23 protein-coding genes and 1 tRNA gene are annotated in these 26,019 nt (G+C 29.3%); 13 read left to right on the forward strand and 11 right to left on the reverse strand.

What is annotated here, in order from left to right:
- Positions 1 to 25 precede the first annotated feature (25 nt).
- The 5 genes from fabD to IPH62_16115 are packed head-to-tail and all read right to left on the reverse strand — an operon-like array spanning position 26 to position 3,664.
- On the reverse strand, positions 26 to 940 hold the full coding sequence (gene fabD, locus IPH62_16095; protein MBK7106797.1) for an ACP S-malonyltransferase: 915 nt from the start codon (positions 938 to 940) through the stop codon (positions 26 to 28).
- Positions 940 to 1,953 carry a ketoacyl-ACP synthase III gene (locus tag IPH62_16100; protein MBK7106798.1) on the reverse strand — a complete coding sequence of 338 codons (1,014 nt, stop codon included), beginning with the start codon at positions 1,951 to 1,953 and terminating at the stop codon, positions 940 to 942. Before IPH62_16100 ends, fabD begins: the two co-directional genes overlap by 1 nt.
- Positions 1,940 to 2,965 carry a phosphate acyltransferase PlsX gene (gene plsX / locus IPH62_16105; protein MBK7106799.1) on the reverse strand — a complete coding sequence of 342 codons (1,026 nt, stop codon included), beginning with the start codon at positions 2,963 to 2,965 and terminating at the stop codon, positions 1,940 to 1,942. The genes IPH62_16100 and plsX overlap by 14 nt, the downstream gene beginning before the upstream one ends.
- Positions 2,966 to 2,971: 6 nt before the next feature.
- Positions 2,972 to 3,151 carry a 50S ribosomal protein L32 gene (rpmF, locus tag IPH62_16110; protein ID MBK7106800.1) on the reverse strand — a complete coding sequence of 60 codons (180 nt, stop codon included), beginning with the start codon at positions 3,149 to 3,151 and terminating at the stop codon, positions 2,972 to 2,974.
- A 15-nt stretch (positions 3,152 to 3,166) separates the two neighbouring features.
- Complete coding sequence (locus tag IPH62_16115) at positions 3,167 to 3,664, reverse strand: DUF177 domain-containing protein (GenBank protein MBK7106801.1); 498 nt, start codon at positions 3,662 to 3,664, stop codon at positions 3,167 to 3,169.
- 118 nt (positions 3,665 to 3,782) lie between these two features.
- On the opposite strand from IPH62_16115, the gene IPH62_16120 reads away from it, so the two are divergent.
- The 9 genes from IPH62_16120 to IPH62_16160 all read left to right on the forward strand — a co-directional run bounded on the left by IPH62_16120 (position 3,783) and on the right by IPH62_16160 (position 12,973).
- Complete coding sequence (locus tag IPH62_16120) at positions 3,783 to 4,682, forward strand: ATP-binding cassette domain-containing protein (protein MBK7106802.1); 900 nt, start codon at positions 3,783 to 3,785, stop codon at positions 4,680 to 4,682.
- Complete coding sequence (locus IPH62_16125) at positions 4,675 to 5,907, forward strand: ABC transporter permease (GenBank protein MBK7106803.1); 1,233 nt, start codon at positions 4,675 to 4,677, stop codon at positions 5,905 to 5,907. The genes IPH62_16120 and IPH62_16125 overlap by 8 nt, the downstream gene beginning before the upstream one ends.
- A 1-nt stretch (position 5,908) precedes the next feature.
- The gene (locus tag IPH62_16130; protein ID MBK7106804.1) at positions 5,909 to 6,862 is read left to right on the forward strand and encodes a PrsW family intramembrane metalloprotease; all 954 of its coding nucleotides are present in this window, start codon (positions 5,909 to 5,911) and stop codon (positions 6,860 to 6,862) included.
- Between the two features lie 8 nt (positions 6,863 to 6,870).
- On the forward strand, positions 6,871 to 7,455 hold the full coding sequence (gene nadD, locus IPH62_16135; GenBank protein ID MBK7106805.1) for a nicotinate (nicotinamide) nucleotide adenylyltransferase: 585 nt from the start codon (positions 6,871 to 6,873) through the stop codon (positions 7,453 to 7,455).
- Complete coding sequence (gene meaB, locus IPH62_16140; GenBank protein ID MBK7106806.1) at positions 7,452 to 8,423, forward strand: methylmalonyl Co-A mutase-associated GTPase MeaB; 972 nt, start codon at positions 7,452 to 7,454, stop codon at positions 8,421 to 8,423. The genes nadD and meaB overlap by 4 nt, the downstream gene beginning before the upstream one ends.
- Positions 8,424 to 8,562: 139 nt before the next feature.
- Positions 8,563 to 9,108 carry an arginine decarboxylase, pyruvoyl-dependent gene (locus IPH62_16145; protein ID MBK7106807.1) on the forward strand — a complete coding sequence of 182 codons (546 nt, stop codon included), beginning with the start codon at positions 8,563 to 8,565 and terminating at the stop codon, positions 9,106 to 9,108.
- Positions 9,109 to 9,221: 113 nt separating this feature from the next.
- Positions 9,222 to 9,758: a helix-turn-helix transcriptional regulator gene (locus IPH62_16150; protein ID MBK7106808.1), complete on the forward strand. Its 537-nt coding sequence runs from the start codon at positions 9,222 to 9,224 to the stop codon at positions 9,756 to 9,758.
- Positions 9,759 to 10,064: 306 nt separating this feature from the next.
- Complete coding sequence (locus tag IPH62_16155; GenBank protein MBK7106809.1) at positions 10,065 to 12,479, forward strand: glycoside hydrolase family 9 protein; 2,415 nt, start codon at positions 10,065 to 10,067, stop codon at positions 12,477 to 12,479.
- 113 nt (positions 12,480 to 12,592) lie between these two features.
- Entirely contained in the window at positions 12,593 to 12,973 is a 381-nt protein-coding gene (locus tag IPH62_16160) for a hypothetical protein (GenBank protein ID MBK7106810.1), read from the forward strand.
- A 33-nt stretch (positions 12,974 to 13,006) separates the two neighbouring features.
- On the opposite strand, the gene IPH62_16165 is transcribed toward IPH62_16160, so the two are convergent.
- The 4 genes from IPH62_16165 to IPH62_16180 form a co-directional block, all read right to left on the reverse strand.
- Positions 13,007 to 13,079: transfer RNA gene (locus IPH62_16165), tRNA-Ala, on the reverse strand.
- Positions 13,080 to 13,101: 22 nt separating this feature from the next.
- On the reverse strand, positions 13,102 to 15,012 hold the full coding sequence (locus tag IPH62_16170) for a PEGA domain-containing protein (protein ID MBK7106811.1): 1,911 nt from the start codon (positions 15,010 to 15,012) through the stop codon (positions 13,102 to 13,104).
- 4 nt (positions 15,013 to 15,016) lie between these two features.
- Entirely contained in the window at positions 15,017 to 16,513 is a 1,497-nt protein-coding gene (locus IPH62_16175; protein MBK7106812.1) for an OmpA family protein, read from the reverse strand.
- A 46-nt stretch (positions 16,514 to 16,559) separates the two neighbouring features.
- On the reverse strand, positions 16,560 to 20,585 hold the full coding sequence (locus tag IPH62_16180) for a T9SS type A sorting domain-containing protein (GenBank protein ID MBK7106813.1): 4,026 nt from the start codon (positions 20,583 to 20,585) through the stop codon (positions 16,560 to 16,562).
- A gap of 146 nt (positions 20,586 to 20,731) precedes the next feature.
- On the opposite strand from IPH62_16180, the gene IPH62_16185 reads away from it, so the two are divergent.
- Positions 20,732 to 21,142, forward strand: a complete 411-nt coding sequence (locus IPH62_16185) for a hypothetical protein (protein MBK7106814.1) — start codon at positions 20,732 to 20,734, stop codon at positions 21,140 to 21,142.
- Positions 21,143 to 21,149: 7 nt separating this feature from the next.
- On the forward strand, positions 21,150 to 21,584 hold the full coding sequence (locus tag IPH62_16190) for a GIY-YIG nuclease family protein (GenBank protein ID MBK7106815.1): 435 nt from the start codon (positions 21,150 to 21,152) through the stop codon (positions 21,582 to 21,584).
- Here the strand turns inward: IPH62_16190 and IPH62_16195 are convergent.
- Positions 21,515 to 22,504 carry an NAD(P)-dependent oxidoreductase gene (locus IPH62_16195; GenBank protein MBK7106816.1) on the reverse strand — a complete coding sequence of 330 codons (990 nt, stop codon included), beginning with the start codon at positions 22,502 to 22,504 and terminating at the stop codon, positions 21,515 to 21,517. The genes IPH62_16190 and IPH62_16195 overlap by 70 nt on opposite strands.
- A gap of 160 nt (positions 22,505 to 22,664) precedes the next feature.
- Here IPH62_16195 and IPH62_16200 point away from each other — a divergent pair, with 160 nt between their 5' ends.
- Both IPH62_16200 and IPH62_16205 read left to right on the forward strand, forming a co-directional pair.
- Complete coding sequence (locus IPH62_16200) at positions 22,665 to 23,801, forward strand: aminotransferase class I/II-fold pyridoxal phosphate-dependent enzyme (GenBank protein ID MBK7106817.1); 1,137 nt, start codon at positions 22,665 to 22,667, stop codon at positions 23,799 to 23,801.
- A 63-nt stretch (positions 23,802 to 23,864) separates the two neighbouring features.
- Positions 23,865 to 24,989 (forward strand): GNAT family N-acetyltransferase, encoded by a 1,125-nt coding sequence (locus IPH62_16205; protein ID MBK7106818.1) that lies wholly within the window; start codon positions 23,865 to 23,867, stop codon positions 24,987 to 24,989.
- Here the strand turns inward: IPH62_16205 and IPH62_16210 are convergent.
- Positions 24,986 to 25,867 carry a DUF4835 family protein gene (locus IPH62_16210; protein ID MBK7106819.1) on the reverse strand — a complete coding sequence of 294 codons (882 nt, stop codon included), beginning with the start codon at positions 25,865 to 25,867 and terminating at the stop codon, positions 24,986 to 24,988. The two genes, IPH62_16205 and IPH62_16210, sit on opposite strands and share 4 nt — an antisense overlap.
- Between the last annotated feature and the right edge of the window lie 152 nt (positions 25,868 to 26,019).

Raw genomic sequence — 26,019 nt, forward strand, 5'->3', positions numbered from 1 at the left:
AATAATTTATAAATAAAAAATGATTTTATAAAATTTTATTTAAATCATCAAATTTATCAATTCCGGTTACTGTAAAACTTGAATTTATTCTTTTAACCAAACCTTGCAAAACTTTACCGGGACCAATTTCAATAAACTCTGTAATTCCGTCATTTATCATATTTGAAATTGATTCTTCCCATCTAACCGGAGATGTTAATTGATCAAGCAATTGTTTTCTAATAGTTTCACTTTCTGTAGATGGTTTTGCAGTTACATTTGAATAAACCGGAATTTGAGTTTGGGAAATTTCTATATTATTAAGACTTTCTTCCAATTCGTTTATTGCAGATTCCATTAACGGAGAATGAAATGCGCCGCTTACAACCAACTCTTTAACTATTTTTGCTCCGGCAATTTTTGATAATTCCATTGCTTTTTTCACACCGGTAATTGATCCGGAAATTACAATTTGTCCGGGTGAATTAAAATTTGCACATTGCACAATTCCTTCTACCGAAGCTACTGAACAAATTTCTACAAGTTTCTCGGAATTTAATCCTACAACGGCAGCCATTGTTCCGGGTGATTTAATTCCCGCCGATAACATTGCTTCGCCTCTTTTTCGCACAAGTTTGAATGCATCAATTGAATTCAAACTTTTATTTGCAACCAATGCAGAATATTCACCGAGAGAATGTCCGGCGACAGCATCAAAATTTAAATTTTTAATTTCATTCAATAATAAAATGCTATGAAGAAAAATTGCCGGCTGTGTAATATTTGTTAATTTTAATTCTTCTTCCGGTCCTTCAAACATTACTTTGGAAATATTGAAATTAATTGAATCTTCAGCTTCTTGAATAAAATTTTTGGCTTTCTCAGATTTTTCAAAAATATCTTTCGCCATACCAACGTATTGCGAACCCTGTCCGGGAAATATTAAAGCTCTTTTGCTCACTAATCCATTCCCCAAGTTAAATATATAGAACCCCAAGTAAAACCGGCACCAAAAGCAGCTAAAATTAAATTATCACCTTTTTTTAATTTTCCATCACGGTAATATTCTGTTAAACAAAGCGGAATTGTAGCCGCAGTTGTATTTCCATATTTGTGAATATTAACCATTGCTTTTTCTTTTGGAATTCCCATTCTATTAGCAGTTGCGTCAATAATTCTTAAATTTGCTTGATGTGGAACTAAGTATGAAATATCATCAGCGGTTAGATTATTTTTCTGCATAATTTCAACAGAAATATCCGCCATTCCTTTTACTGCTTCCTTAAACACAGTTTTACCGTCTTGATATAAAGTATGATATCCCAAATCTACAGTTTCATGAGTCGGAGGATTTAAACTTCCGCCGCCTTTCATATACAAGTATTCAGATCCGGCACCATCACAATGTAGAATTGAATCTTTAACTCCAATATTTAAATCTTCAGTCGGTTCCAATAATACTGCTGAAGCGGCATCTCCAAATAATAGACAAGTATTTCTATCTTTATAATTAATTATTGTGCTCATTTTATCGGCACCGATAACCAAAACTTTTTTGTATCTGCCACCTTCAACAAAACCAGCTCCAGTTTGAAGCGCAAATAAAAATCCGGAACATGCCGCGGATAAATCAAATCCCCACGCATTTTTTGCACCAATTTTATCTTGAACAAGACAAGCTGTCGCAGGGAAAAACATATCTGGAGTAACGGTTGCAACTATTATTACATCAATTTCTTCAGGCGATAGATTTTTAGATTTCAACAAATCCAGAGCAGCTTTTGCCGCCATATCGCTTGTTGCACCGTTTTCTTCTTTTCTTCTTTCCTTAATTCCGGTTCTTGACACAATCCACTCATCACTTGTTTCAACAATTTTTTCAAAGTAATGATTATCTAAAATCTTTTCCGGAAGATACATTCCTACTGCTGTAATTTGAGCATTTACAAATCTTTTTAATTTAGAGGTTTCCATAAAATTCCTTACCCTCCTTTAGTTTATTTAATAAATCTTTTTCAAACATTTCATTGGCTTTTAATATCATATTTTTAATTGCAATTGGGGAGCTTGATCCATGACCAATAATGCTAATTCCATCAATACCTAATAAGGGAACTCCGCCGTGAGTTTCATAATCCATATCTTTAAGTGAACTTTTAAAAACTTTTTTTGTAATCAGAGCTTTAATTTTGTTGAGGAATGATTCATCCGCATATGAACGAACACGACTTTTTAAGAAACTTATAAAACTTTCGCCAAATTTAAGAATTATATTCCCAATAAAACCATCAACTAAAACAATATCTACTTTCCCTTTTAAAATATCTCTTCCTTCAACATTTCCGATAAAATTAAGTTTTGATTTTTTGAGAAGTTCGAATGCTTCCAATGTTACAGAATTTCCTTTCGATTCTTCTTCGCCGACACTCAATAAACCAATAGTTGGATTTTTTATTCCATCAACTTCTTTAGCGAAAATAGTCCCCATAATTCCATATTCTAACAAATGATTTGGTTTGCAGTCAACACTTGCACCAACATCGTAAACCGTACAAATATTTTTATCGTTCGTTGGGAATTGAGCTCCAATTGTTGGTCTTCCAAAACCTTTTATTCTGCCAATAATTAGAGTTGATGCCGCCATCATTGCACCGGTATTTCCGGCACTTACAAAAGCATCTGCAAGTTTATCTCTAACTAATTCAGATCCTTTAACAATTGAAGAATCTTTTTTTTGCTTAAGTGAAATTGTCGGAGAATCACTCATTGTAATTACTTCACTTGAATGGATAATTTTGTATGAATCAAAATTTAAATTGTTTTCTTTCAAAACTTTTTCAATTTCTGATTTTATTCCAATCAAAGTAATATCAATATTTGAATTTTGCTGAATTGCTTGTATTGCACCAAGAATAGGATTGAGGGGAGCAAAATCTCCCCCCATTGCATCTACAATAATTTTACACTTTTTATTGATATTCGACATTTTAGATTATGATTCTGGAACAAACAAAGAACGTCCAGCATAATATCCACAACTTGGGCAAGCACGGTGACTTAATTTAATTTCACCACAATTTGAGCAGGTACTTAATGAAGAAGCAGCAGCTTTATAATGAGTTCTTCTTTTGTCTCTTCTACTCTTTGATATTTTTCTTTTCGGGTGCGGCATTTTCTTACTAACCTCTTAATTTAATTTATTTTTTAATTTTAGTAACGGTTCCCAAGTTGGGTCCGCAGTTTCACTCTTACAATTACATTTCTCTAAATTTAAATTTACTCCGCAAGAAAAACACAATCCTTTACAATCTTCATTACACAATTTTTTAAGAGGAATTGTAAGTTTTGCGTAATCAATAATATCATTAGTTATATCAATTTTATCTTCTTTAGATGAAATAAAAAAAACATTTGTATCATCAATATTTTCTTTATTATCAAAAATATAGACTAAAGAAAAATCTGAAATAAGTTTTGTTTTATATTCTGAATTACATCTATCGCAAATAAATTGCGCCGGAATTGTTAAATTGCAATTAAGAATTATTTGATGAATAGATTTATCCATCATGCAGATTAAATTCAATTTATCAATGAACGGTTCACCAAGTTGAAGTTCACTTATCGATTTTTCAAACTCTATTTTGTGAACACCAACCGGAAAATTGGTGATTTTAATTATCATACATATTCAAAAAAATATAGTTTTAAAATATATAAAGTGTATTTTTGATAAGCAAGATATGAAATTCTAACAGTTTATGAATATAATATGATAGTTTACTTCAATAAATTCAATTTTTATGCTCGAAATTAAAAATATTTCTAAATATTTTTCTACTAAAACTGTTGTTGATAATCTTTCTTTTGAAGTAAAAAGAAGTAGAATTTTTGGATTAATTGGTCCAAATGGAGCCGGTAAAACAACAACTTTAAGAATAATTCTGAATATTCTTTTACCTACTTCAGGCGAAATTATATTTGAAGGAATTAAACTTGATCAAAAATTTTTAAATCTTACTGGATATCTTCCCGAGGAAAGAGGTTTGTATCCAAAAAGTAGTGTTTTAAATACTCTTATTTATTTGGGTCAATTAAAAGGAAAAACACACACAGAATCTTCAAAACTTTGTAATTATTGGTTGGACAGATTAAAATTAGCGGAATTTAAAAATTACCATCTTGAAGAACTTTCTAAAGGGAATCAGCAAAAAGTTCAATTTATTGCCGCAATTCAACATAATCCGAAAGTTTTAATTTTAGATGAACCTTTTTCCGGATTTGATCCGCTCAATCAAACAATTTTTACTGAAATAATTAATGAAATAAAAAATGATAAATATATAATTCTCTCAACTCATTTAATGGATTTAGCCGAAAAATTGTGCGATGACTTTCTATTATTAAATAAAGGGAAAGAAGTTTTAAAAGGCGATTTAAATGAAATTTTAAATTCTTATCAAAAAAATATCTATGAAGTTGAAAGCAAAAATAACCTAAATACAGATTTTGTAAATAAATTTGGTGAAATAGATATTCTAATTCTGAATGAAAATAAGCTAGTTGTAGATTTAAAGAATAATAATCAAGATGAATTTTTGAAATATTTAATTTCCCAAAATTCAATTTCATCATTCAGAAAAGTTGTTCCTTCATTACACCAATTATTTGTTTCTCAAGTTGAAGGAAAACAAAATGACTAAATCATTAACAATTGCAAAATGGGAATTTATAGAAAAAATTAAACGAAAAAGTTTTATTATTTCCTTAATTCTAATGCCAATAATTGTTATGATTTTTAGCTTACTTCCCTCTTTTCTTGTAAATAAGGGAAATGATTTTCCTCTCCCAATTGGAGTTTTGGATTTTACAAATAAATATGGAAAGGATTTTTCAAATGAATTAATGCAAATTTCACTTCCAAATAATCAACCTGCATTTTTTGCATTTAGTTTGGCTCTTTTATCAAAAAATAAAAATGATTTGTTGAAATATGCCGATGAAAAAGTTCTTAACAATTTTATAATTGGTTATATAATTATTGAGGAAAATAATGGAATAAAATTAACATTCCGAACAAATGATTTATTTAATCAAGAGAAATTAAATTTGATTGAAAACTCATTTATTAAAACTATTATAGCCATTAATGGAAATGAACTTGGTATTAACAGAAGTAATATTGATTTTTTAATTTCGAAAATGCCGATTTTGGAAAAATCATATATTCATGCAAATTCCGAAGAAGAAATTTTCAAATCATTTATCAATTCTTATTTATTTATAATTCTTTTAGTAACAATGATTTTATTTTCCGGTGGAATGTTTGTAAGAAGTCTGGTTCTTGAAAAATCCAATAGAATAATTGAATTAATTTTATCAAGCTGCACAACAAGAGAATTATTATTCGGTAAGGTTTTAGGTTTAAGTTTTTTCGGAATTTTTCAATTTGCAGTTTGGCTACTTTTGGGATTAATACTTCATCAAACAAATACTTTAAATTTTAGCACAATAAATAATTTAGGTTTCCAATTTTTATTTTTTGTTTTAGGTTATGTCTTCTATTCATCAATTTTTATTGGAATTGGATCGGTAGTTTCGTTAGATCACGAAGCTCAACAATTAACCGGTTATTTAAGCATTTTTTTAATTTTCCCAATTTTACTTGCTGTTGAAATTATTAGAGCACCAAATTCAATTTTATCATTGTTATTATCATATTTTCCTTTAACTTCTGCACCGGTAATGCTTTTACGGTTGAATACAACAAATCCTTCATTTGAAGAAATTTTTTCGATTGTTCTTGTTTTAATCTTCAGCATTTATTTAGTCGTTTTTATTTCTTCAAAATTATTTAGAATCGGGATTTTAAATTCCGGTAAAAAACCTTCTCTAAAAGAAATAATCAGTTGGATTAAAATTAAATAATATGCCGATCACAACTTCCATATTGGCGGCTTTAATTCCAATGTTTCTTTACCTTATTTTACTCTGGCAATTAGATAAAAATGAACGCGAATCATTTAGTAAAATTTTTAAACATTTTTTATGGGGAGCTTTTGGAGCAATTTTTTTAGGAATTATTTTCTCACTTTCTATTGAATCAATAATAAAAATATTTGTTCGGAAAGAAAACCAAATGCAATTTATTGGAACAGTTTTAATTGCACCCTTTGTTGAAGAAATTACAAAAGGAATATTTCTTTTACGAAGTATTAATGGAAAACATTTTGATAATATTACAGACGGATTAGTTTACGGCGGCGCAATTGGTCTGGGTTTCGGAATGACTGAAAATATTATGTACTTTGTAAATTATGACGAAACTTTTATTCAGTGGGCATCTTTAGTTTTTACGAGAACTTTTTTTTCTGCCGTTATGCACGCAATAGCCACTGCAACTTTTGGAGCCTTTTTAGCAAAAACAAAATTTTCGATTTCTAATTTTAGATTTTTATTTCCGTTTATTGGAATTTCGCTTGCAATGTTTTTCCATTTTATGTGGAATTTTTCGCTAATGTTTGAATTTACTTTTGGGGTAGGAATTTTATTTATGTTTTTTTTGGTAATTAGTTTTTTAACAATTTTTAAACTCTCGATAAAATCCGAACAGAAAATTATCGAATATGAACTTTTAGAAGAATCAGATTTTTTAGGTTTACCGGAATTAAAGAAATTGAGTTTTTCTAAAAATGAAAATAAAATATTTCCTGAAAATAAAAAGAATAAATCCCTATTAAATTTTGCAACAAAACTCGCTTTTAGAAAATTCCAGATGAAAAATACTAACAAAAATTTGAAAGAAATTTATAATTTAGATATAGAATTATATCGTAAAAAAATACTAAATCTTTTTAATCAAGAAAACTCAGAAAAAATTTAGGATAAACTTTGGAAACAATTGGAATTTTTGGCGGAACTTTTGATCCGATACATTACGGACATCTAATAACAGCGCAAACTCTACTTGAAAAAAGAAATTTGTCAAAAATTATTTTTGTACCAAGTTACATTTCTCCACATAAATTAAATTTTAATTATTCTGATCCAATTCATCGATTGGAAATGACAAAATTGGCAACTGAAACCAATCCAAATTTTGAAGTTTCTGATTTTGAAATAAATCGAGACGAAATTTCATATTCATATAATACACTATTAGAATTTTCAGAAACCTATGAAAATATGGAATTGATAATTGGATTTGATAATTTGGTAACTTTTGATACTTGGCACAAACCGGATGAAATAATTAAGCTTGCAAAATTGGTAGTATTAAAAAGAATTTATGATAAGGAAATCAAATCTGCACATAAATATTTTGGAGAAGCTGAATATGAAAATACTCCCACAATAGAAATTTCATCAACGGAAATTAGGAATAGAATTTCAAAAAAATTAAATGTAGAATATCTTTTACCATGCTCAGTTTTTAATTATATAAAAAATAATAATTTGTATTCTCAAATATTATGAATCAATTCGATCAGCTCATTTCCGGAATTTTAAATCAGAATAAAAGATCAATTTCCAAGGGAATTTCTTTAATAGAAAATAATGAAACCGAATCCGAAAATTTTCTTAAAGAAATTTTTCATCATACAGGAAATGCTTACAAAATTGGAATTACAGGTCCTCCCGGCGCTGGAAAATCAACATTAACAAATGAGCTTACCAAATTGTTAACTAAAGAAAATTATTCAATTGGAATTATTGCTGTTGATCCTACAAGTCCATTTACCGGTGGAGCAGTTCTTGGTGATAGAATTAGAATGAATGAAATTGGACTTTTCAAAAATGTATTTATAAGAAGCATGGCAACCAGAGGAAGTTTAGGCGGATTAAGTAAAAAAGCAATTGATGCTTCCGATATTTTAGATTCCGCAAAATTTGATTTTATAATTTTTGAAACCGTTGGTGTTGGTCAATCCGAATTAGATATTGCAAAAACTGCCGATACGACAATTGTAGTTTTAGTTCCCGAATCCGGAGATTCAATTCAAGCAATGAAAGCCGGATTGATGGAAATTGCAGATTTTTTTGTAATGAATAAAAGTGATAGACCAGGATCAGAAAATGCAATTTTATCATTGCAAACAATTTTGGGATTGAAAGATCACAATGAATTTTCTTATCTACCGAAAATTATAAAATGTGTTGCAACGGAATCTTTTGGAATAAATGAAATTTTTGATGAAATAAAAAATCATAAAAGTCATATTCAAAAAATTGGAAAATTTCAAACAAACAGAGAACGTAATATTTATACAAGAATAAAAGAAATTACGGAATTAAACTTTTCTTCTAAAATTTGGAAGAATGAAAAAATTAATATTTTGATAGAATCACTAATAAAATCAAATGAATCGCCTTATTTAATTTCAGAAAAAATAATAACGGAATTTGAATCGGAATTTTGTAGGAATAAAATTATTAAAATTTAATTTGTAATTATTTGAATTAAAATATTATTTACATAAATACATATTTTTGAAAAAATATTCAAAAACTCAAAAAAGAAATATTATCTAATGGAGATTTTTTTTAGATTTTAATTGTCAATATTAAATTATGGAGTAAAAATTGTACGTACCTAAAGAAATTTTTTTTACCAAAGGAGTTGGTGTTCATAAAGAATATTTAGCTTCTTTTGAGCTTGCTTTACGCAGCGCACATATTGAAAAATATAATATTGTTACTGTTAGCAGTATTTATCCCGTTGGTGTTAAAAAAGTTACTATTGCAAATGGAATTAAAAAATTAAGTCCCGGACAAATAATTCACGCCGTTATGGCAAGAAACGCCACAAATGAACCAAATAGATTAATTGCTTCTTCTTTAGGAATTGCAATTCCTTCTGATCCATCAATGTATGGATATTTATCAGAACATCATCCTTTTGGTGAATCTGCAAAAAAGTCTGGTGATTATGCTGAAGACCTTGCTGCATCAATGCTTGCAACAACTTTGGGTATTGATTTCAATCCGGATACAGCTTGGAATGAAAGAGAACAAGTTTTTAAAATGTCGGGACAAATTGTTAACACAACAAATGTTACACAATCTGCCGAAGGAAATAAAGACGGTTTATGGACAACAGTAATTGCGTGTGCAATACTTATTCCGTAAATATTAAATTTTTATAAAACGCAGATTCTTTCTGCGTTTTTATTTTAGATTTGAATTTGTAAATAAACTTAATTTCTGATTTTTATAATTTTGTACTTTAAAAAACTATAAATTTGACACCACAAGAAGAAATAAGATATTTAATTCAATCCCACGGTATCAAGCAAAATTGGCTTGCAAAAAAACTTGCGTTAAAACCTCAAACATTATCTTACATTTTAAACGAAAGCTCAAAATTTGATAATCATCTTTATAAAACAATAAAAGATATTATTGAGAATAATGAAGATGAATTGGAAATGTTCAATGGTTTTGGCGAGACCAATTTTGATCTTTTTGCAGAAGAAAAATTAAGAATTGGAATTGGCGGAAGAATTAGACTTTTTGCAAAAAGAAAATACGGTACTTTAAAAAAATTAGCCGAAGCAATGGAAATTTCCCCTCAACAATTGCATCAATATATAAGCGGTAAAAGAGAACCCGGATCAAAAATTTTATTAAAACTTCTTAAACACGGCTGCGATATAAATTGGCTTTTAAGCGGCTCAGAATCTATGGAATCTTTCAAAATTGATAAATTAGAAAGAGAACTTACCAAGTTGCAAGAAAGCTTATTGCAAATTTCTTCAATAGTAAAATCGAAATACTAATTTCTTAAAAATTATCAAACAAATAAGAATTTACTTTTTTGATAAAAATTTCGATCAAAATTAATTTATCCCAAAAAACAACTTTTCAGATTTTTCAAAATAAATCTAAATTAAGATGAAAATCAGCATTAATATGCCAAATATTTTAACAAGTCAATTTGCTATTAAAAAAATAATGGCTCAAAAATTGATTAAATAGTATAAATAAAAATTTGATATAAATGATTGAAATAAATTCAAGGAGTTCAGAAATTGCTAAAAAATATTTTTTTAATCATAATTATAACTTTTTACTTTAGTGTAATAATGAAATCTCAAAACCAAAAATTATGTATTAACGATCTTGGATATTATGAATTGCCCAGCTTGAATATAATGGTGTTTCATGATTTTTATCCGGAAGGACATCAAGGCGGATTATCAATAATTCAGTTTGGAAATCGACTTGCTGCAAATGGCGATATTCGTCTTGAACCAACTCCAGGACAATGGGCCCCGGTTCCAAAATTATTAAATAGAACAGTCGAAAAAGAAAAAAATATTATAACAGCAAAACTTTCGTATCCCGATCAAACAAAGGATAGGAAAGGATTTAATCCAATTATTTATCCAGATTTGAAATTAAATTATTCAATAAAAACTGAAACAATAGATAATAAAATTAAATTAACAGTAAATTTTGAAAATCCAATTCCGGAAAATTGGAAAGATAAAATTGGATTTAATTTAGAATTTTTCCCTGGAGAATATTTTGGTGAATTTTATTTTATGGATGGAAAGTCCGGAAATTTTCCTCGCCAAGCAAATGGACCAATGTATTCGGATTCTGAGAATAATTTTCAAATAACTCCACTTGCAGTTGGAAACCAAATAATATTTTCACCAAATAAAAATCTGAAAAAAATAAAAATTTCAAGTGAAAAAAATGAATTACAGTTAATTGATGGTAGAGGTTTGCACAATAACGGTTGGTTTATTTTAAGATCAATTATTAATGATAATTCAGAAAACCAAATTGAGTGGATTATTGAACCAAGTTTTGATTACAATTGGATTTACAAACCTGTAATTCAAATTTCACAAGTTGGATATCATCCAAATCAGAATAAATTTGCTGTTATCGAATTAGATAAGTTAGAAAATAATTTTGCATCAGTTCAGATTATTAAGATAAATCAGAATTCTGAAAAAATAATTAAAAATTTTGAATCACCGGAAATTTGGGGAAATTTTTTGCGATATAAATATATCAAAATAGATTTTTCTGAAATTACTGAAGTAGGTTTGTACAAAATAAAATATGATGACGTAGAATCAAATTTATTTGAAATTAAAAAAAATATTTTTGAAAGACATGTTTGGCAACCGACTTTAGAATATTTTCTTCCAGTACAAATGTGTCACATGAGAATAAATGATAGATACAAAGTTTGGCATGGCTTATGTCATATGGATGATGCAGCAATGGCTCCGATAAATCATAATCACTTTGATGGCTATATTCAATTTGAATCAACTTTATCAAAATTCAAATCCGGTGAGCATGTTCCGGGATTGAATATTGGAGGTTGGCATGATGCCGGAGATTATGATTTACGCGTAGAATCTCAAGCAGGAACCGTTCAAAAATTAATTTTAAGTTATGAGTTTTTTAAAAATGATTATGACGAAACGACAATTAATCAAACTACACGAGTAGTTGAAATTCATAAACCGGATGGAATTTCCGATATTCTTCAACAAATTGAACATGGATTATTAAGTATTGTTGGATCTTACAATTCATTAGGAAGATTATATCGCGGAATTATTTGTCCAACTTTACAGCAATATGTTCATCTTGGGGATGCCGCCACGATGACAGATAATATTATTTTTGATGAAAATAGAAATGATCATATTTTAAATTTACCGCTTCCGAATGATGATAGATTAGTTTTTACGGAACAAAATCCTTACCGAGAACTTTATGTTGCTTCTGTTTTAGCGTCTGTTCCAAGAGTTTTAGATAAACATAATCCTTCCCTATCAAAAAATAGTTTAAAAGCTTCTAAAGAAATTTTGGATAATAACTCAAATGCTGATATTAAATTAAGATTAAACACAATTGCAGAATTATATTTAACAACTTCAGAAATTGAGTATAAAAATATTCTGTTAGAAAATGCAGATGTTTTTGCTTCAGATATTGAAAGATATTCTGAAATTATTGGAAGAATTACTGAAAAATTAAATGATAAAATTTTTAGAGAAAAAATTGAAACGGCCGTATCAAAATTTTATAATGAAATATCGGAACTACAAAAAGAAAATCCATTTGGAGTTCCTTATAAACCAAATATTTGGGGCGCCGGTTGGGATATTCAATCATTTGGAGTAAAACAGCTTTTCTTGCACCTAGGTTTTCCAAAAATATTTGGTTCCGAATATTTATTTAATGCACTTAATTTTGTTTTGGGTTGTCATCCCGGAGTAAATACATCTTCTTATGTTTCCGGAGTTGGAGTAAATTCTTTAACTGTTGCGTACGGTGTAAACCGAGATGAATGGTCGTATATTCCTGGAGGTTCCGGAAGTGGAACAGCATTAATTCAACCAGATTTTCCCGAATTAAAAATTTGGCCATATTTTTGGCAACAAACTGAATATATAATGGGCGGCGGAGCTACAAATTTTATGCTCTTGGGAATGGCGGCGGATTATTTATTTAACAAAAAATAAAAGAATTTTACCTTTTTATTTAGTTCGATTTGATTGATAAATCAATTAAAAATTGATGAAAAAAGTCGATAATCATAAAAGGATAAAAAATATCGATAAATTTTGAGGTAAAAATGTTTGAAACTTCCAACTGTAATTTAGTAACAAAAGTTGTAAAAGATCATGAGGGAATTGCCTACGAATTTAAATATTGCATTGAAATGAATTCTAATGAAAAGAAAAAATTAAAAGAATTCAGAGAAGAATATGCTAAAACAAGTCCAATACATTTTAATTTTGATGAGCAAAATTTCCTTTTCAGTCAAAAAAAATATTTCAAAAAAAGTCAATTTATTGTTGATCCTCCAAAACTCGAAGATATTGAATCAAAATTTCTAAATGATGTTAGACAAACATTATCTCAGTTTAATAATTTACTAAAATTTGAGAAAATTGAAAATTTAGAAAAAAACAAACAGTTTAATCTTTCGGAAATTCTTAAGGAAGTTAATTAGATAAAAAATAATTCTGAAGTAGATTGATATTAGTGGAGCTATGCGGGTTCGAACCGCAGACCTCTTGACTGCCAGTCAAGCGCTCTCCCAACTGAGCTATAGCCCCAAAAATTTTGTCTTGAAAATATTTATTGTACTGAAATTTGCTCACTAAATTCAAATTCTACTTGTCTTCCGCCAACTTTATTGCCATAAAATTTGAAAATCCAATCTCCTGTAATTTTCTCAGGATAAACCCAATCAATTTTACGTTCTTTAGGAATTAGCTGATTATTGTAATTTTGTGTTTGTAACGAACCATTCGGAAAAGTTATGTTAACTTTTTCCAATTTTATATCTTGGTTAAATACAAATGAAATTACTAACTGTTCATTTGCATTAATTAAATAATCTAAAATTACATCAACCGGCGGTACATTATCTCTTAAATAAACAGTTCCTAAATCAACTAAGTTATCTTTTACCAAATCAAACGTTATTGTTGTATCGGCAAAATCTTCCAATTTTAAAGTAACTATAATCTCTTGAACAAGTAATTTTTCAAAAGTTTGAGGGGTTAACAAACCCGAATTAATTCCGCCAATATAAATTTCCGCTCCAGCCGGATCAGAATTTATTTTAAAATCTCCAATTGCCGGAAGTGGTCTTAAATTAACAATCGGAATAGTTGAATTTAAGTCAGCATTTACATTAACTGAAAATGTTGAATCATAGTAACCCAATAATTTTAGAGTAATATCGTATTGTCCCGCTTCTAATTTTGTTAATTTATTGGGAGTTCTAAAACCTGTATTAACTCCATCCAAATAAATTGAAGCTCCGGACGGATTTGAAGTTAAAGAAATACTTCCTCTTGGTTCATAGACAGTTAAATTTACATTGGTAGTTTTTATTTGTCCTGAATTGACCAATACAGTAACAGATGTATCACGATATCCTGATAAAGATAAACCAACAATATGATTTCCGGATTGCAATGGTTTTATAGTATCAGGAGTAACTTTAAAAGTAATATTACCATCCAAAGAAACAGCAGCACCACTAGGTTGAGAAGTAATAATTAAAGTACTCGAAGTACTTGCAATATTCATAACCATACTTTTATTTACAGTTTGATCTTTAGCTAAAGAAATTTGGAAAACTGCATCGTCATACAAAGCTTTCTTTAAAGTTACTTCATAATTCCCTCTTGGTAAATTATCAAAATTATTTGGGGTAACTTTAGATGTAGTTATACCATTAAGATAAATTTGAGCACCTGATGGAGTTGATGTAATAGATATTTTGCCCTTGGGGTTTGACTCAGTTAAATAAACATCTTTATTTACAATTACACCGGAAGCTATATTTGTTGTTATTGTTGTGTCTCTAAAATCACTTAAAGTTAATTTTATATTATAAAATCCAGTTTGTAAAGGTTTAAGAGTATCGGGTGTTGTTTTACCAGTATTTTCTCCATTAAGTGAAATTGCAGCACCAGAAGGATCGGAAGTAACAATTAAAGTCCCAGAAGTTCCGGCAATCGCCATTTTTATATTTTTTGATACAGTTTCATCCTTCCCTAATGGAATAATAAGATTAAAATCGTCATACAAATCTAATTTTAAAGAAACACTGTAAGTTCCTCTTTGTAAGTTTATAAGAGTATCAGGTGTTGTATTTCCAGTATTTTTGCCATTAACAAATATTTGAGCTCCCGAAGGATTTGAATTTAATATTATTTTTCCTTTTGGATTTGATTCGAACAGATAAATATCTTCAGTAACATTTGAATTATCTGTAACATTTATATTAAATGTAGTATCCTTAAAATCGTTAAGTTTTAATGTAATTTTATATTCACCTTCAAGAAGATTATTCAATGAATCCGGAGTAACTTTACTTTGTTCTTCATCATCAATAAAAATTTTAGCCCCACTTGGATCAGATGTAATAAATACATTTCCCAATTTTGGCATAACATGATCTTCAACGCAAGAATTAATTGAAATAAAAATTATAAGTATGCTAATTAAAAATTTTATTAATGATAATTTCATATAACTAATTTGATAGCCTTTTAATAATAATTCGTTTGTTTTTCATTTTGCCATAAACAGTTGTATTGCTTGAAATTGGCGATGAATCTCCCATTCCAACAGATTGCAGATTTGCCGAAGAAACACCTTTTGAAACCAAGTAACTTAATATTGCACTTGCCTGCTGTTTTGTAATAGTTGATGCTTCAGTTATTGAATTTTGTTTATCAATATGAGCTTCAATCCGCCATCTTACAGTTGGATATTTTTTCATTTGTTCTGCAATATCATTTAATCTTCCAAAAGCTGATCCTTTAATCTGCGCTGAATTGGATGAGAAAGTTGTTTCACCCTGCAATGAAAATTGAGTTGGTGCCCCAGATATACTTGGAGTTTCTTTCTTTTCTTCTTTTGGTTTTTTAACTTTCTCTTTTACTACCGGTTCCGATTCTTTTTCAATAATTATTGGTTTTGGAGCTTCATCCGGGCATCCGTCTTCATCTAAATAACCGTTAAAAGTCTCCGAAACATTTGGACATCCGTCTGCTGCATCTAAAATTCCATCTTCATCATTATCTACTTCCGGGCAGCCGTCATCATCTTTAAATCCATCAAAATCTTCTTTATTATTTTGGCAAACATCATCAGCATCTTTTATTCCATCACCATCATTATCTTCATCCGGGCATCCGTCATCATCCTTAAATCCATCAAAATCTTCCTTAATATTCGTACATAAATCTTTATCATCCTTAATTCCATCTCCGTCATTATCTAAATCCGGACAACCATCTTCGTCAAAATATCCATCCAAATCTTCAGAAACTGTAGGACAAGGATCTTCGGAATCAATTATTCCGTCACCATCAGAATCAGGATCTTCGCTATACAAATTTATTACAAGTCCAATATTCCCAGAAACAAAAAAGTCTTCAAATTCACCAATTTTTATAGCATCAATATTATCATTTGCTACATAATGATAACCAACACCGGCAACTATTCCAATACCATTTGCAATATTAAATTTAACGCCTCCGTTAACATCATAAGCTAAAGAATTTTTTTCACCGCCGTTTGAATATTCAAAGAAATCACTTTGAACTCCTTCGGTTTCAAATTTATACCAATGATATGAAGCTCCGACCGAAATATATGGGCAGAAAACTTGACTAAACGAATGGGAATATATTAAACTAAGTCCTGCAGAATTAATATCTGAACTATATGTATTTGGTAAACCTAAAAAGTTTTCTTCGCCGGAAATATTTTGTTGAAAAACATTTAATTTTAATCCAAATGCATTTCTGGTATTAGTTGGTAAAAAATATTCAATTCCGCCAGAAAAGGATAAACCCAAATTTGATTTTTCATAGTCTGTCAAACCATAATTCGGGCCAACTTCTAATGTTAATAATAAATTATTAGAAAGTGGATGAACATCATTATTATTTTGCGCAAAAATTGAACTTGCAAAAAAGCTTAATACTAAAAATATTTTATAAGTTTTAATTCTTCTCATAAATCAAAAATATATAATTGAAAGCTAATTTAATAACACTAAATTATTATTTAAGTAAAATAAATTTACCGGTTTTTCTAAATTGTTTATCCGAAATATTTGAACTTACCGTTATAATATAGAAGTAAATTCCGCTTGCAAAATTACTTCCATTTATATGATTGACATAATTTCCGGCAGGTAAAAATATATCATCAATTACAGTTTGAACAATTCTTCCGGTAATATCTACAATAATTAAATTTACTGTTGATTGTTCCGGCAAACCAAATTTAAGATTTGTTTCAGGATTAAACGGATTTGGATATGCATTTGACAAATAATAATTCTCCGGAATATTCATTGACTCATCCATTTCAATACTGTTTATCAAGTCAAATTGAGCAACAATATTTCTACTTTTCTTTACAACAAATTCATATTCAATTTCAAAAGAAACAACAACTCCATTTTCAGTCCAATTTACAAATTCATATCCGTTATTAGGTTCAGCACTTATCATCATTGTTTGATTATATCTTGCAATTCCGCATCCGGAAGTAAACCCGGCTTCACTTGGTTCGCTTGAGCAGTTAATTAAATAATCGGCAAGTTTGAAATTAGCAAGAAGATTTTCTGAACTATTAACCGTAAAAATATAATTTGAATCTGTCGAAACTATTGTGCCATTTTTTGTCCAGTTTACAAAAGCCCAGCCGGGATTTGCAGCAGCAATTAAAGTGGCAATTTGTCCGTAATAAAAAGAACCGGTTCCTGAAATACTACCGCCTTCAATTGGTGAAGGAAATGCTGAAATTGAATATACATCTTTTGAAAAATTTGCTATTAGTGACCTATTATTATTTGCCACAAAACTGTAAGAAGAATTATTTGATACGTTAACATTATTTTCAGTCCAATTTACAAATAACCAACCGGAAGCAGGATTTGCTTGGACGGTAACAGTTTGACCATGCGTATAAGTATTTGTGCCTGTTACTGAACCGGAGTTAACCGGAAAAACCGTTAAACTAATGCTATAAGTTCTTAATCTAAAATTTGCAACTAAAGTTCTATTTTTATTAGCAATAAAAGTATAAGTCGAATTAGTTGAAACTTGCGTTCCGCTTTCAGTCCAGTTAACAAAATCATAACCACTATTTGTATTTGCGCTTGCTACAATTGTAACAGTGTCCCCGTGTGAATATGTAGAATCACCGTCAATATTTCCGCCAATTTCTGGCGATGCACTTAATACAATATCATATTTTTTCTTTTCATAATTTGCAATAAAATTTCGCGGCTTATCAATTACAAAAATATAAGTGCTATTTTCCGAAATTAATTGATCGTTTTCAGTCCAATTTTTAAATAACCAACCTTCATTTGCGATTGTAGAAATTGTAACAGTTGCACCATGCTGATAATTTCCCGCACCATTTAAAGTACCGCTTTCTTCTGGAATTATTGAAGTGGTAACAGAATATATTTTCTTCGTAAAATTTCCGGTGATTATTCTATCAAATTCAACACTAAAAGTATAAATTGAATCTGTTGACAAAATATTTCCATTTTCTGTCCAATTAACAAATCTCCATCCAGTTGAAGGTGTTGGGACTAACCTTGCGTTATCACCTTCATCATAATTTCCGCCTCCCGAAATAGTACCACTTAAAGTTGGGTTAACAATAGTTGTTACCGAATGAATTCTTCGTGAAAAATTTGCAGTTAATGTTCTGTTTGTATCAACAGTAAATTTATAAAGAGAATCAAATGAAACTGGAATATTATTTTGTGTCCAATTAGTAAAATTCCATCCCTTATTAGGTGTAGCAATTACAGATAATTCGGTGCCATAATTATAAGTCCCTTGTCCAATTACAGTTCCACCTTGTATTGGAGCTTTAGATAATGAAATAGAATAGGTTTTCAAAGTGAAATTAACATTAATATTTTTTACCGAAGTAACAAAAATATTTGTAGGATTAGTATTACCACTTAAATCACCGCTCCAAGAAGTAAAATTTGAGCCAATTGCTGCTGATGCTTCAATTGTGATTTGAGAATTATAATTAAATGTTTCATTATACGGTAAAGTTTGCGAAACACCATTTACTTTTATTTTTCCGTTACCGGTTCCACCTAACGAAAATTTAATTTCAAAATTATCAATTATTTCATTAAAATTTTGATTTACTTGATTTGCTGTTACATTTGAATAAGTTCTATTTGTCGGGACAAAAGTATAACCGGCTTTTGATGGTGTTACTGTTCCACTCCAATTATATGGAATTGTAATTGTATAACTTCCATCTGTATTTGATGTCATTGTTTTTGATGTTACATCAAACCAGCTTAATGTTACTTCCCCAACTCCGGTATTTCCGGTTATTGTGTAACTGTTTAATGTTCCTACATAATTTTGATTTACTTGATTTGATATTACGTTTGAATAAGTTCTATTTGTCGGGACAAAAGTATAACCGGCTTTTGATGGTGTTACTGTTCCACTCCAATTATATGGAATTGTAATTGTATAACTTCCATCTGTATTTGATGTCATTGTTTTTGATGTTACATCAAACCAGCTTAATGTTACTTCCCCAACTCCGGTATTTCCGGTTATTGTGTAACTGTTTAATGTTCCTACATAATTTTGATTTACTTGATTTGATATTACGTTTGAATAAGTTCTATTTGTCGGGACAAATGTATAACCGGCTTTTGATGGTGTTACTGTTCCACTCCAATTATATGGAATTGTAATTGTATAACTTCCATCTGTATTTGATGTCATTGTTTTTGATGTTACATCAAACCAGCTTAATGTTACTTCTCCAACTCCGGTATTTCCGGTTATTGTGTAACTGTTTAATGTTCCTACATAATTTTGATTTACTTGATTTGATATTACGTTTGAATAAGTTCTATTTGTCGGGACAAATGTATAACCGGCTTTTGATGGTGTTACTGTTCCACTCCAATTATATGGAATTGTAATTGTATAACTTCCATCTGTATTTGATGTCATTGTTTTTGATGTTACATCAAACCAGCTTAATGTTACTTCTCCAACTCCGGTATTTCCGGTTATTGTGTAACTGTTTAATGTTCCTACATAATTTTGATTTACTTGATTTGCTGTTACATTTGAATAAGTTCTATTTGTCGGGACAAATGTATAACCGGCTTTTGATGGTGTTACTGTTCCACTCCAATTATATGGAATTGTAATTGTGTAACTTCCATCTGTATTTGATGTCATTGTTTTTGATGTTACATCAAACCAGCTTAATGTTACTTCTCCAACTCCGGTATTTCCGGTTATTGTGTAACTGTTTAAAATTGCTGTATAATTTTGGAAAAATCTATTAGAAGTTACAGTGTTATAAGATCTAAAAATCGGATCAAAACTATAACCAATTTTTGTAGGCGTTACTAATCCACTCCAATTATACGGAACCGTAATGGAATAATTTCCATTTGAAGCTGAAGTTGTAGTCTGTTCAGTTCCATCGAACCAAGTCAGTGTTACATCACCAATATCTGTATTGCCATTTATGGTATAATTTATAGTAGAAAAATTTGCAACTAAATCTTTATCTGAATTTACGGTAAAATTATAAAGAGTATTATTTGATATTATTGAACTATTTTCTGTCCAATTATTAAATTCAAAACCGGAATTTGGACTTGCACTTACTATAGCTTCATCACCAAAATTATAAATTCCGTCGCCGGATAAATTTCCTCCCTCAACAGGATTTGAAGTTAAATTAATATTATATTGATTCAACTCAAAATTTACATATACAATTTTATCAGCATCCATTAAAATACTTTCATCGGAATTTGTAGAAACTAAATCTCCAGTCCATTCAATAAAATGACTTCCGATATTTGCACCTGCTGATAAATTAACGCTTGAATTTTCTGAGAATTGTGATGAATAATTTAGATTTTCTAAATTTCCATCAACAGTAATTGAACCAGATCCATTTCCTGCAGAAATAATTTGCAAAGTATATTGGCTTAAACTTTGTCCGTTAAGAACAAGTAAAAATAAAAACGCATTCAAAAAGTATTTTATCATTGTCTTTTTTAATTATTTAAGATTCAAGTTAGCAAAATATTTTACTTTAGGAAACTCTAAAAACTTTCCTAAAAAGAAATTTTCATTTAAAAAAAACATAATTATTATTATAATGATATATCCTAAATCACAAATTTATTTTACTTATGATAATTTATATAAAACATATCTTTTTTTTAACAATTTTTGGACTTTTATTAACTTCTTGTGATGGAACCGGTGAAGGTGATAATATTGATGATGTAATTATTCCTTCTCAAAATGTGAGCTATTCACAATATATTCAGCCGATTTTCAATTATAAATGTTCAAACAGCGGTTGTCATGATAGTGAATCAAGAGCAGCAAATTTAGATTTAACAACTTGGGCAGGCGCAACTTCCGATCCTTTGGTTGTTTCTCCCGGTTTCCCAAATAACAGCAAAATGATTTGGGCAGTTGAAGGAAATTCCGGAGTTTCAATTATGCCGCCGCCTTATGGTACAACACTTCCGCTCACAGAAAATCAAATTGAAGGTTTAAGAACATGGATTGAAGAAGGTGCAAAAGCAAATTAATAGAGGAATTTATGTTCTTGAAATCAAAATTTTGCGTAAATGTAATATTGAAGTAAGAAAATTCGGAAGGCTTAATTTTGAAAAAGGATTTTACTATTATGTTGGAAGTGCGCAGAAAAATTTAAAGCAAAGGATTTTACGACATATCAGCAAAACTAAAAAACTTCATTGGCACGTTGATTTTATTACTTCTAACGAAAATTCAATAATAAAAAATGTTTTTATTTTACCAAATAATTCAAAAAAAGAAGAATGTAATTTTGTAAATTTTTTAGAAACTGAATTTAAACTTTTACACAAAATAAAAAATTTCGGAAATTCTGATTGCAACAATTGTATTTCTCATTTATTGTTCAGCAAAAAAAAAATTGATCACAACCATTTATTTACTCTATACCAATCTACCGTACTTTTCATTCCTTCATCTAAAGAAATATTTTGAGTATAACCAAAATCTCTTTTTGCTTTGGAAATATCGCAAGTCCAGTTTTCTTGAACGAAATCTTTTGCTTTTTCCCAATTAAAAGTTGCCGGTTTTGAAACAAAAAAATTCACCAAATGAGAGATACCGCCAACAATAAAAATAATAAAATGAGGAATTCTAATTCTTAAAGCTTTTTTACCGATTGCTTTTTCCATTGCATCACTTACTTGATTCCAATCATAAATTTCATCCGAACTTATAAAATAAATTTCACTTTTTGCTTTATCAGAAATTGACGCTAAATAAATTCCATTTACAAAATCTCTTCCGTGAATTAAACTTAATTTTTTATTGTTAAATCCAACTAAAGTCATAATTCCCTTTTGAAATCCTTTGAACATTGCGTAAATATCTTCTTCTCGTTCACCATAAATTGCCGGAGCTCTGCAAATTGTAATCGGAAGTTTATCCATATAACTTTTTGCAAGTTCTTCTTCGGCTAATTTACTTTTTCCGTAAGTTGTAATTGGATGTGGATTTGTTTCTTCAGTGCACGGGTTTCCATTTTCCGCCGGACCACAAGCGGTTAAACTGCTAACAATTAATAATCTTTTTAAATTAGGATTTACTTCAATTAATGTATCTAAAATTGTGCGAGTAGTTTCTACATTTCCTTTAAAAAATCCTTCTTTATTTTTGGATCTTACAACTCCCGCAACATGATAAACATAATCTGCATCTTTAAATATTGGTTTTAATTTTTCTTTATCGTAAAGTCCGGTTTCAAAAATTTCAACATTTTTTCCTTTCAACCATCTTAAATTACTTGATTTTCTTACTATGCATCTTACACTAAAATTTTTATTAAGTAATAAATCAACAAGGTGACTTCCGACAAATCCAGTTCCGCCGGTTACAACAGCAATGTTATTTTTCATATTCGTTTTAATTTGATTTTAATTAGATATAATTATACTTTTTTGTGTTAGAATAAAAATTACTATATAAATATACAAAAACCGTAAATACAATTGGAGGTTTGATTTGGATCTTTTTAAAAAGTGTTATGACTTTACCAGAGCAGATGAAATTAAAGCTATGGGAGTTTATCCGTATTTTAGAGCAGTAGAAGAAAATGAAGGTCCTATTGTTTCTATTGAAGGAAGAAAAATTATTATGGCTGGCTCAAACAATTATTTGGGTTTAACCGGTCATCCAAAAGTTAGAGAAGCTGCAATTAACGCAATTCACAGATATGGAACTGGGTGCTCAGGATCAAGATATTTAACTGGAACGATAGATTTACATATTGAATTAGAAAACAGATTAGCAAAATTTTTAGGAAAAGAAGCGGTTTTATTATTCAGCACGGGATATCAAACTGCGCAAGGAATTATCCCAACTTTAGTTCAACGAGGTGATTATTTAATTTCTGATAAAGATAATCACGCATGTATAGTTGCCGGAAATTTAATTGCTCGCGGTGCAACTGTAGAACTTTTAAGATACAAACATAATGATATGAATGATCTTGAAAGAGTTTTAAGCAAATTACCAAAAGATGCAGCAAAATTAATTGTTAGTGATGGTGTTTTCAGCACTGGAGGAGAAATTGTTAATTTGCCAAGATTAGTTGAACTTGCAAAATCAAATAATGCAAAATTATTAATTGATGATGCTCACTCTGTTGGTGTTATTGGTGTTGGCGGAAGAGGAACTGCAAGTGAATTTAATTTAGTGAATGAAGTTGATATGACAATGGGAACTTTCAGTAAAACTTTTGCTTCTTTGGGCGGATTTGTGGCAAGTGAAGCTAAAGTAATTGATTATATAAAACATCATGCTCCTGCATTAATTTTTAGCGCATCTCCTACTCCGGCATCTGTTGCAGCAGCTTTGGAAGCATTAAATATTTTAGAAGCTGAACCTGAACGTGTCGGCAAATTAATTTACAATGCTCAATATATTAGAAAAGGGTTATTAGAATCCGGATTTAATGTAATTGAAGGTAGAACAGGTATAGTTCCAGTAATTGTTGGAAGCGATGAACTTGCTTTTACAATGTGGAGAATGTTATATGATGAAGGAATTTTTGTAAATGCTTTCATTTCTCCGGGAGTTCCTCCTGGAAGACAAATGATGAGAACAAGCTATATGGCAACTCACGAAGAAAGTCATTTAAATGAAATTATTGATAAATTTAAAATTATTGGCAAAAAATTAGGTTTAATTTAATTTTCTAATTTTCCATAAAAAGCATACTTCTAAAAAGTATGCTTTTTTTTTGAAGAGGGATTTATGGATGAAATAATTATCAAACAAATATCAGTAAATGAAATAAAAATATTTCTAAAACTTGCTTTCGATATTTATAAAGATGATCCCTATTGGGTTCCGCCTCTTTTTATGGATAAATTAAAAATTTTAAATAAACATAAAAATCCGTTTTTTATAAATACAAATAATGATATGGAATTATTTATAGCATACAAAAATGATGCTCCCGTTGGAAGAATTGCCGCAATAAAAAATGACACCCATAATAAAATTCACAATGAAAATGTTGGATTCTTCGGATTTTTTGAATCAATAAATGATCAAAATGTTGCAAATAAATTGTTAGATACGGCAAAAGATTGGCTTAAAAAACAAGGATTTTCCGCAATGCGCGGTCCCACAAATCCCACAAGTAATGATGAATACGGAGCTTTGCTTGAAGGATTTGATGATACTCCAAGATTGTTAATGTCATATAATCCCAAATACTATTTGAATTTATATGATAATTACGGAATGAAAAAAGCAAAAGATCTTTACGCATATGATATTCAAAATTCTGAAATGAAGAAAAATGAAAAAATCAAAAGAGTGAATGATTTGGTTATTCAAAGATATGGATTAAAAATTCGATCGGTTAATATGAAAAATTTTCATAAAGAATTAGATTTATTTAAAATGATCTGGAATAAAACTTGGGCACCAAATTGGGGCTTTATTCCAATGTCTGAAGCTGAAATTGATGCCGCTGCAAAAGACTTAAAACCGCTAATTAATCCAGATTTTGTATTTTTTGCTGAAATTAAAAATGAAGTAATCGGTATGGTTTTAGCAATGCCGGATTATAATCAAATATTTAAATCTATGAAAGGCCGTTTATTTCCTTTTCAATTTTTAAAATTATTTACACAAAAGAAAAAAATTACTTGGGCAAGAGTAATTGCATTAGGAGTTTTGCCTGAATATCAGAAAAAAGGTATTGACGGAGTTTTATATTACGAATGTTTGGTTAGAGCCGCAAAACACGGAATTACACAAGGCGAAGCAAGCTGGATTCTTGAAGATAATTTAATGATGAACCGCGGTGCAGAAACTATGAAAGGTCGCATTTATAAAAAATATAGGATTTACGAAAAAGAAATCTAATTTTCTAAACCTTGTTCATATGTAGAAACATGAGTCGGATCAATCTTTTTCAATAATTTCAAAATTGATTTATCTTGATAATCCTTTAAATTGCTGAAAATTTCTTTGTGCTTTGTATCAAAGAAAACTTTTAGCAATAAATTCATTCTACTAATTTGATCGTAAATTCCATCTAAATTACTTACTAATTTTGCAATATTTTTAACCGCTTCACCTTTATCATCTGTCATTAAATCCAATCCGTTGTAATGATAATCATAAAAATCAATTCTAAACTGCTGGAAATTTGATCTCAATAAATCATCAACTAATCCCCTTTTATTAAATGCCGAAGTTTCCAAAGCCCATCCTTTTGAAAATGAACTATTTGATCCAAGTATTGCAATATCAGAAGCTTTTGTAAAATATTCGTTCCCTGCAAGTGGCTGATAAGAATCCATATCCAAACCAATTATAACGAAAGCATAATAATCTAATAAACTTGTCAATGGATTAAATTCAGAAGGATTGAAATACATTGACTGACTTTTCTCATAAGTAAAACTTACATTATTATCCTGAACTTTAAGCATCAAAGATTTCGATTCCGAATTATAAATTGCTCGCTGACTTGTAATAACTGCTTGAGCACTATATGAATTGCCTTCAGAGGAAGTAAAAAATAATGAGAAATTGCAATCTATTTGTTCGCCTTGCCAATCTTCGCTTGTAAATTTATTATTGTTAAGATAATCTTCAACAATTTTATCAAAATTTTCTAAATTATCTCTTCCTAAAGTTTTAAGTTGTTCGGTATTAACTACAACTTTTGCATTAAGTTCTTGTGAATAAGAATATCCGCTTAAAATGAACAATAAAATCAAAGTCAACTTCTTCATTTTTTTCCCATTTTTTAAGAATCTTTCTATTGAAAATAAATATTTACTAATTCTATTTCAATATTATTATTCAAATTAAAATCTAAAAGTATTACCCAAAACAAGTAAAAAAGTTTCACAAAAGATTTTAATTTTTGAAATATTAATTATAT

It is taken from the genome of Ignavibacteriota bacterium (assembly GCA_016708125.1).
Taxonomy (GTDB): domain Bacteria; phylum Bacteroidota; class Ignavibacteria; order Ignavibacteriales; family Melioribacteraceae.

Bases quoted from the DNA above. Each gene is read 5' to 3' on its own strand.
- IPH62_16100 (MBK7106798.1), bottom strand. From the start codon at position 1,953: ATGGAAACCTCTAAATTAAAAAGATTTGTAAATGCTCAAATTACAGCA.
- plsX (MBK7106799.1), bottom strand. From the start codon at position 2,965: ATGTCGAATATCAATAAAAAGTGTAAAATTATTGTAGATGCAATGGGG.
- rpmF (MBK7106800.1), bottom strand. From the start codon at position 3,151: ATGCCGCACCCGAAAAGAAAAATATCAAAGAGTAGAAGAGACAAAAGA.
- IPH62_16115 (MBK7106801.1), bottom strand. From the start codon at position 3,664: ATGATAATTAAAATCACCAATTTTCCGGTTGGTGTTCACAAAATAGAG.
- IPH62_16120 (MBK7106802.1), top strand. From the start codon at position 3,783: ATGCTCGAAATTAAAAATATTTCTAAATATTTTTCTACTAAAACTGTT.
- IPH62_16125 (MBK7106803.1), top strand. From the start codon at position 4,675: ATGACTAAATCATTAACAATTGCAAAATGGGAATTTATAGAAAAAATT.
- IPH62_16130 (MBK7106804.1), top strand. From the start codon at position 5,909: ATGCCGATCACAACTTCCATATTGGCGGCTTTAATTCCAATGTTTCTT.
- meaB (MBK7106806.1), top strand. From the start codon at position 7,452: ATGAATCAATTCGATCAGCTCATTTCCGGAATTTTAAATCAGAATAAA.
- IPH62_16155 (MBK7106809.1), top strand. From the start codon at position 10,065: ATGAAATCTCAAAACCAAAAATTATGTATTAACGATCTTGGATATTAT.
- IPH62_16160 (MBK7106810.1), top strand. From the start codon at position 12,593: ATGTTTGAAACTTCCAACTGTAATTTAGTAACAAAAGTTGTAAAAGAT.
- IPH62_16170 (MBK7106811.1), bottom strand. From the start codon at position 15,012: ATGAAATTATCATTAATAAAATTTTTAATTAGCATACTTATAATTTTT.
- IPH62_16175 (MBK7106812.1), bottom strand. From the start codon at position 16,513: ATGAGAAGAATTAAAACTTATAAAATATTTTTAGTATTAAGCTTTTTT.
- IPH62_16180 (MBK7106813.1), bottom strand. From the start codon at position 20,585: ATGATAAAATACTTTTTGAATGCGTTTTTATTTTTACTTGTTCTTAAC.
- IPH62_16185 (MBK7106814.1), top strand. From the start codon at position 20,732: ATGATAATTTATATAAAACATATCTTTTTTTTAACAATTTTTGGACTT.
- IPH62_16195 (MBK7106816.1), bottom strand. From the start codon at position 22,504: ATGAAAAATAACATTGCTGTTGTAACCGGCGGAACTGGATTTGTCGGA.
- IPH62_16200 (MBK7106817.1), top strand. From the start codon at position 22,665: ATGGGAGTTTATCCGTATTTTAGAGCAGTAGAAGAAAATGAAGGTCCT.
- IPH62_16205 (MBK7106818.1), top strand. From the start codon at position 23,865: ATGGATGAAATAATTATCAAACAAATATCAGTAAATGAAATAAAAATA.
- IPH62_16210 (MBK7106819.1), bottom strand. From the start codon at position 25,867: ATGAAGAAGTTGACTTTGATTTTATTGTTCATTTTAAGCGGATATTCT.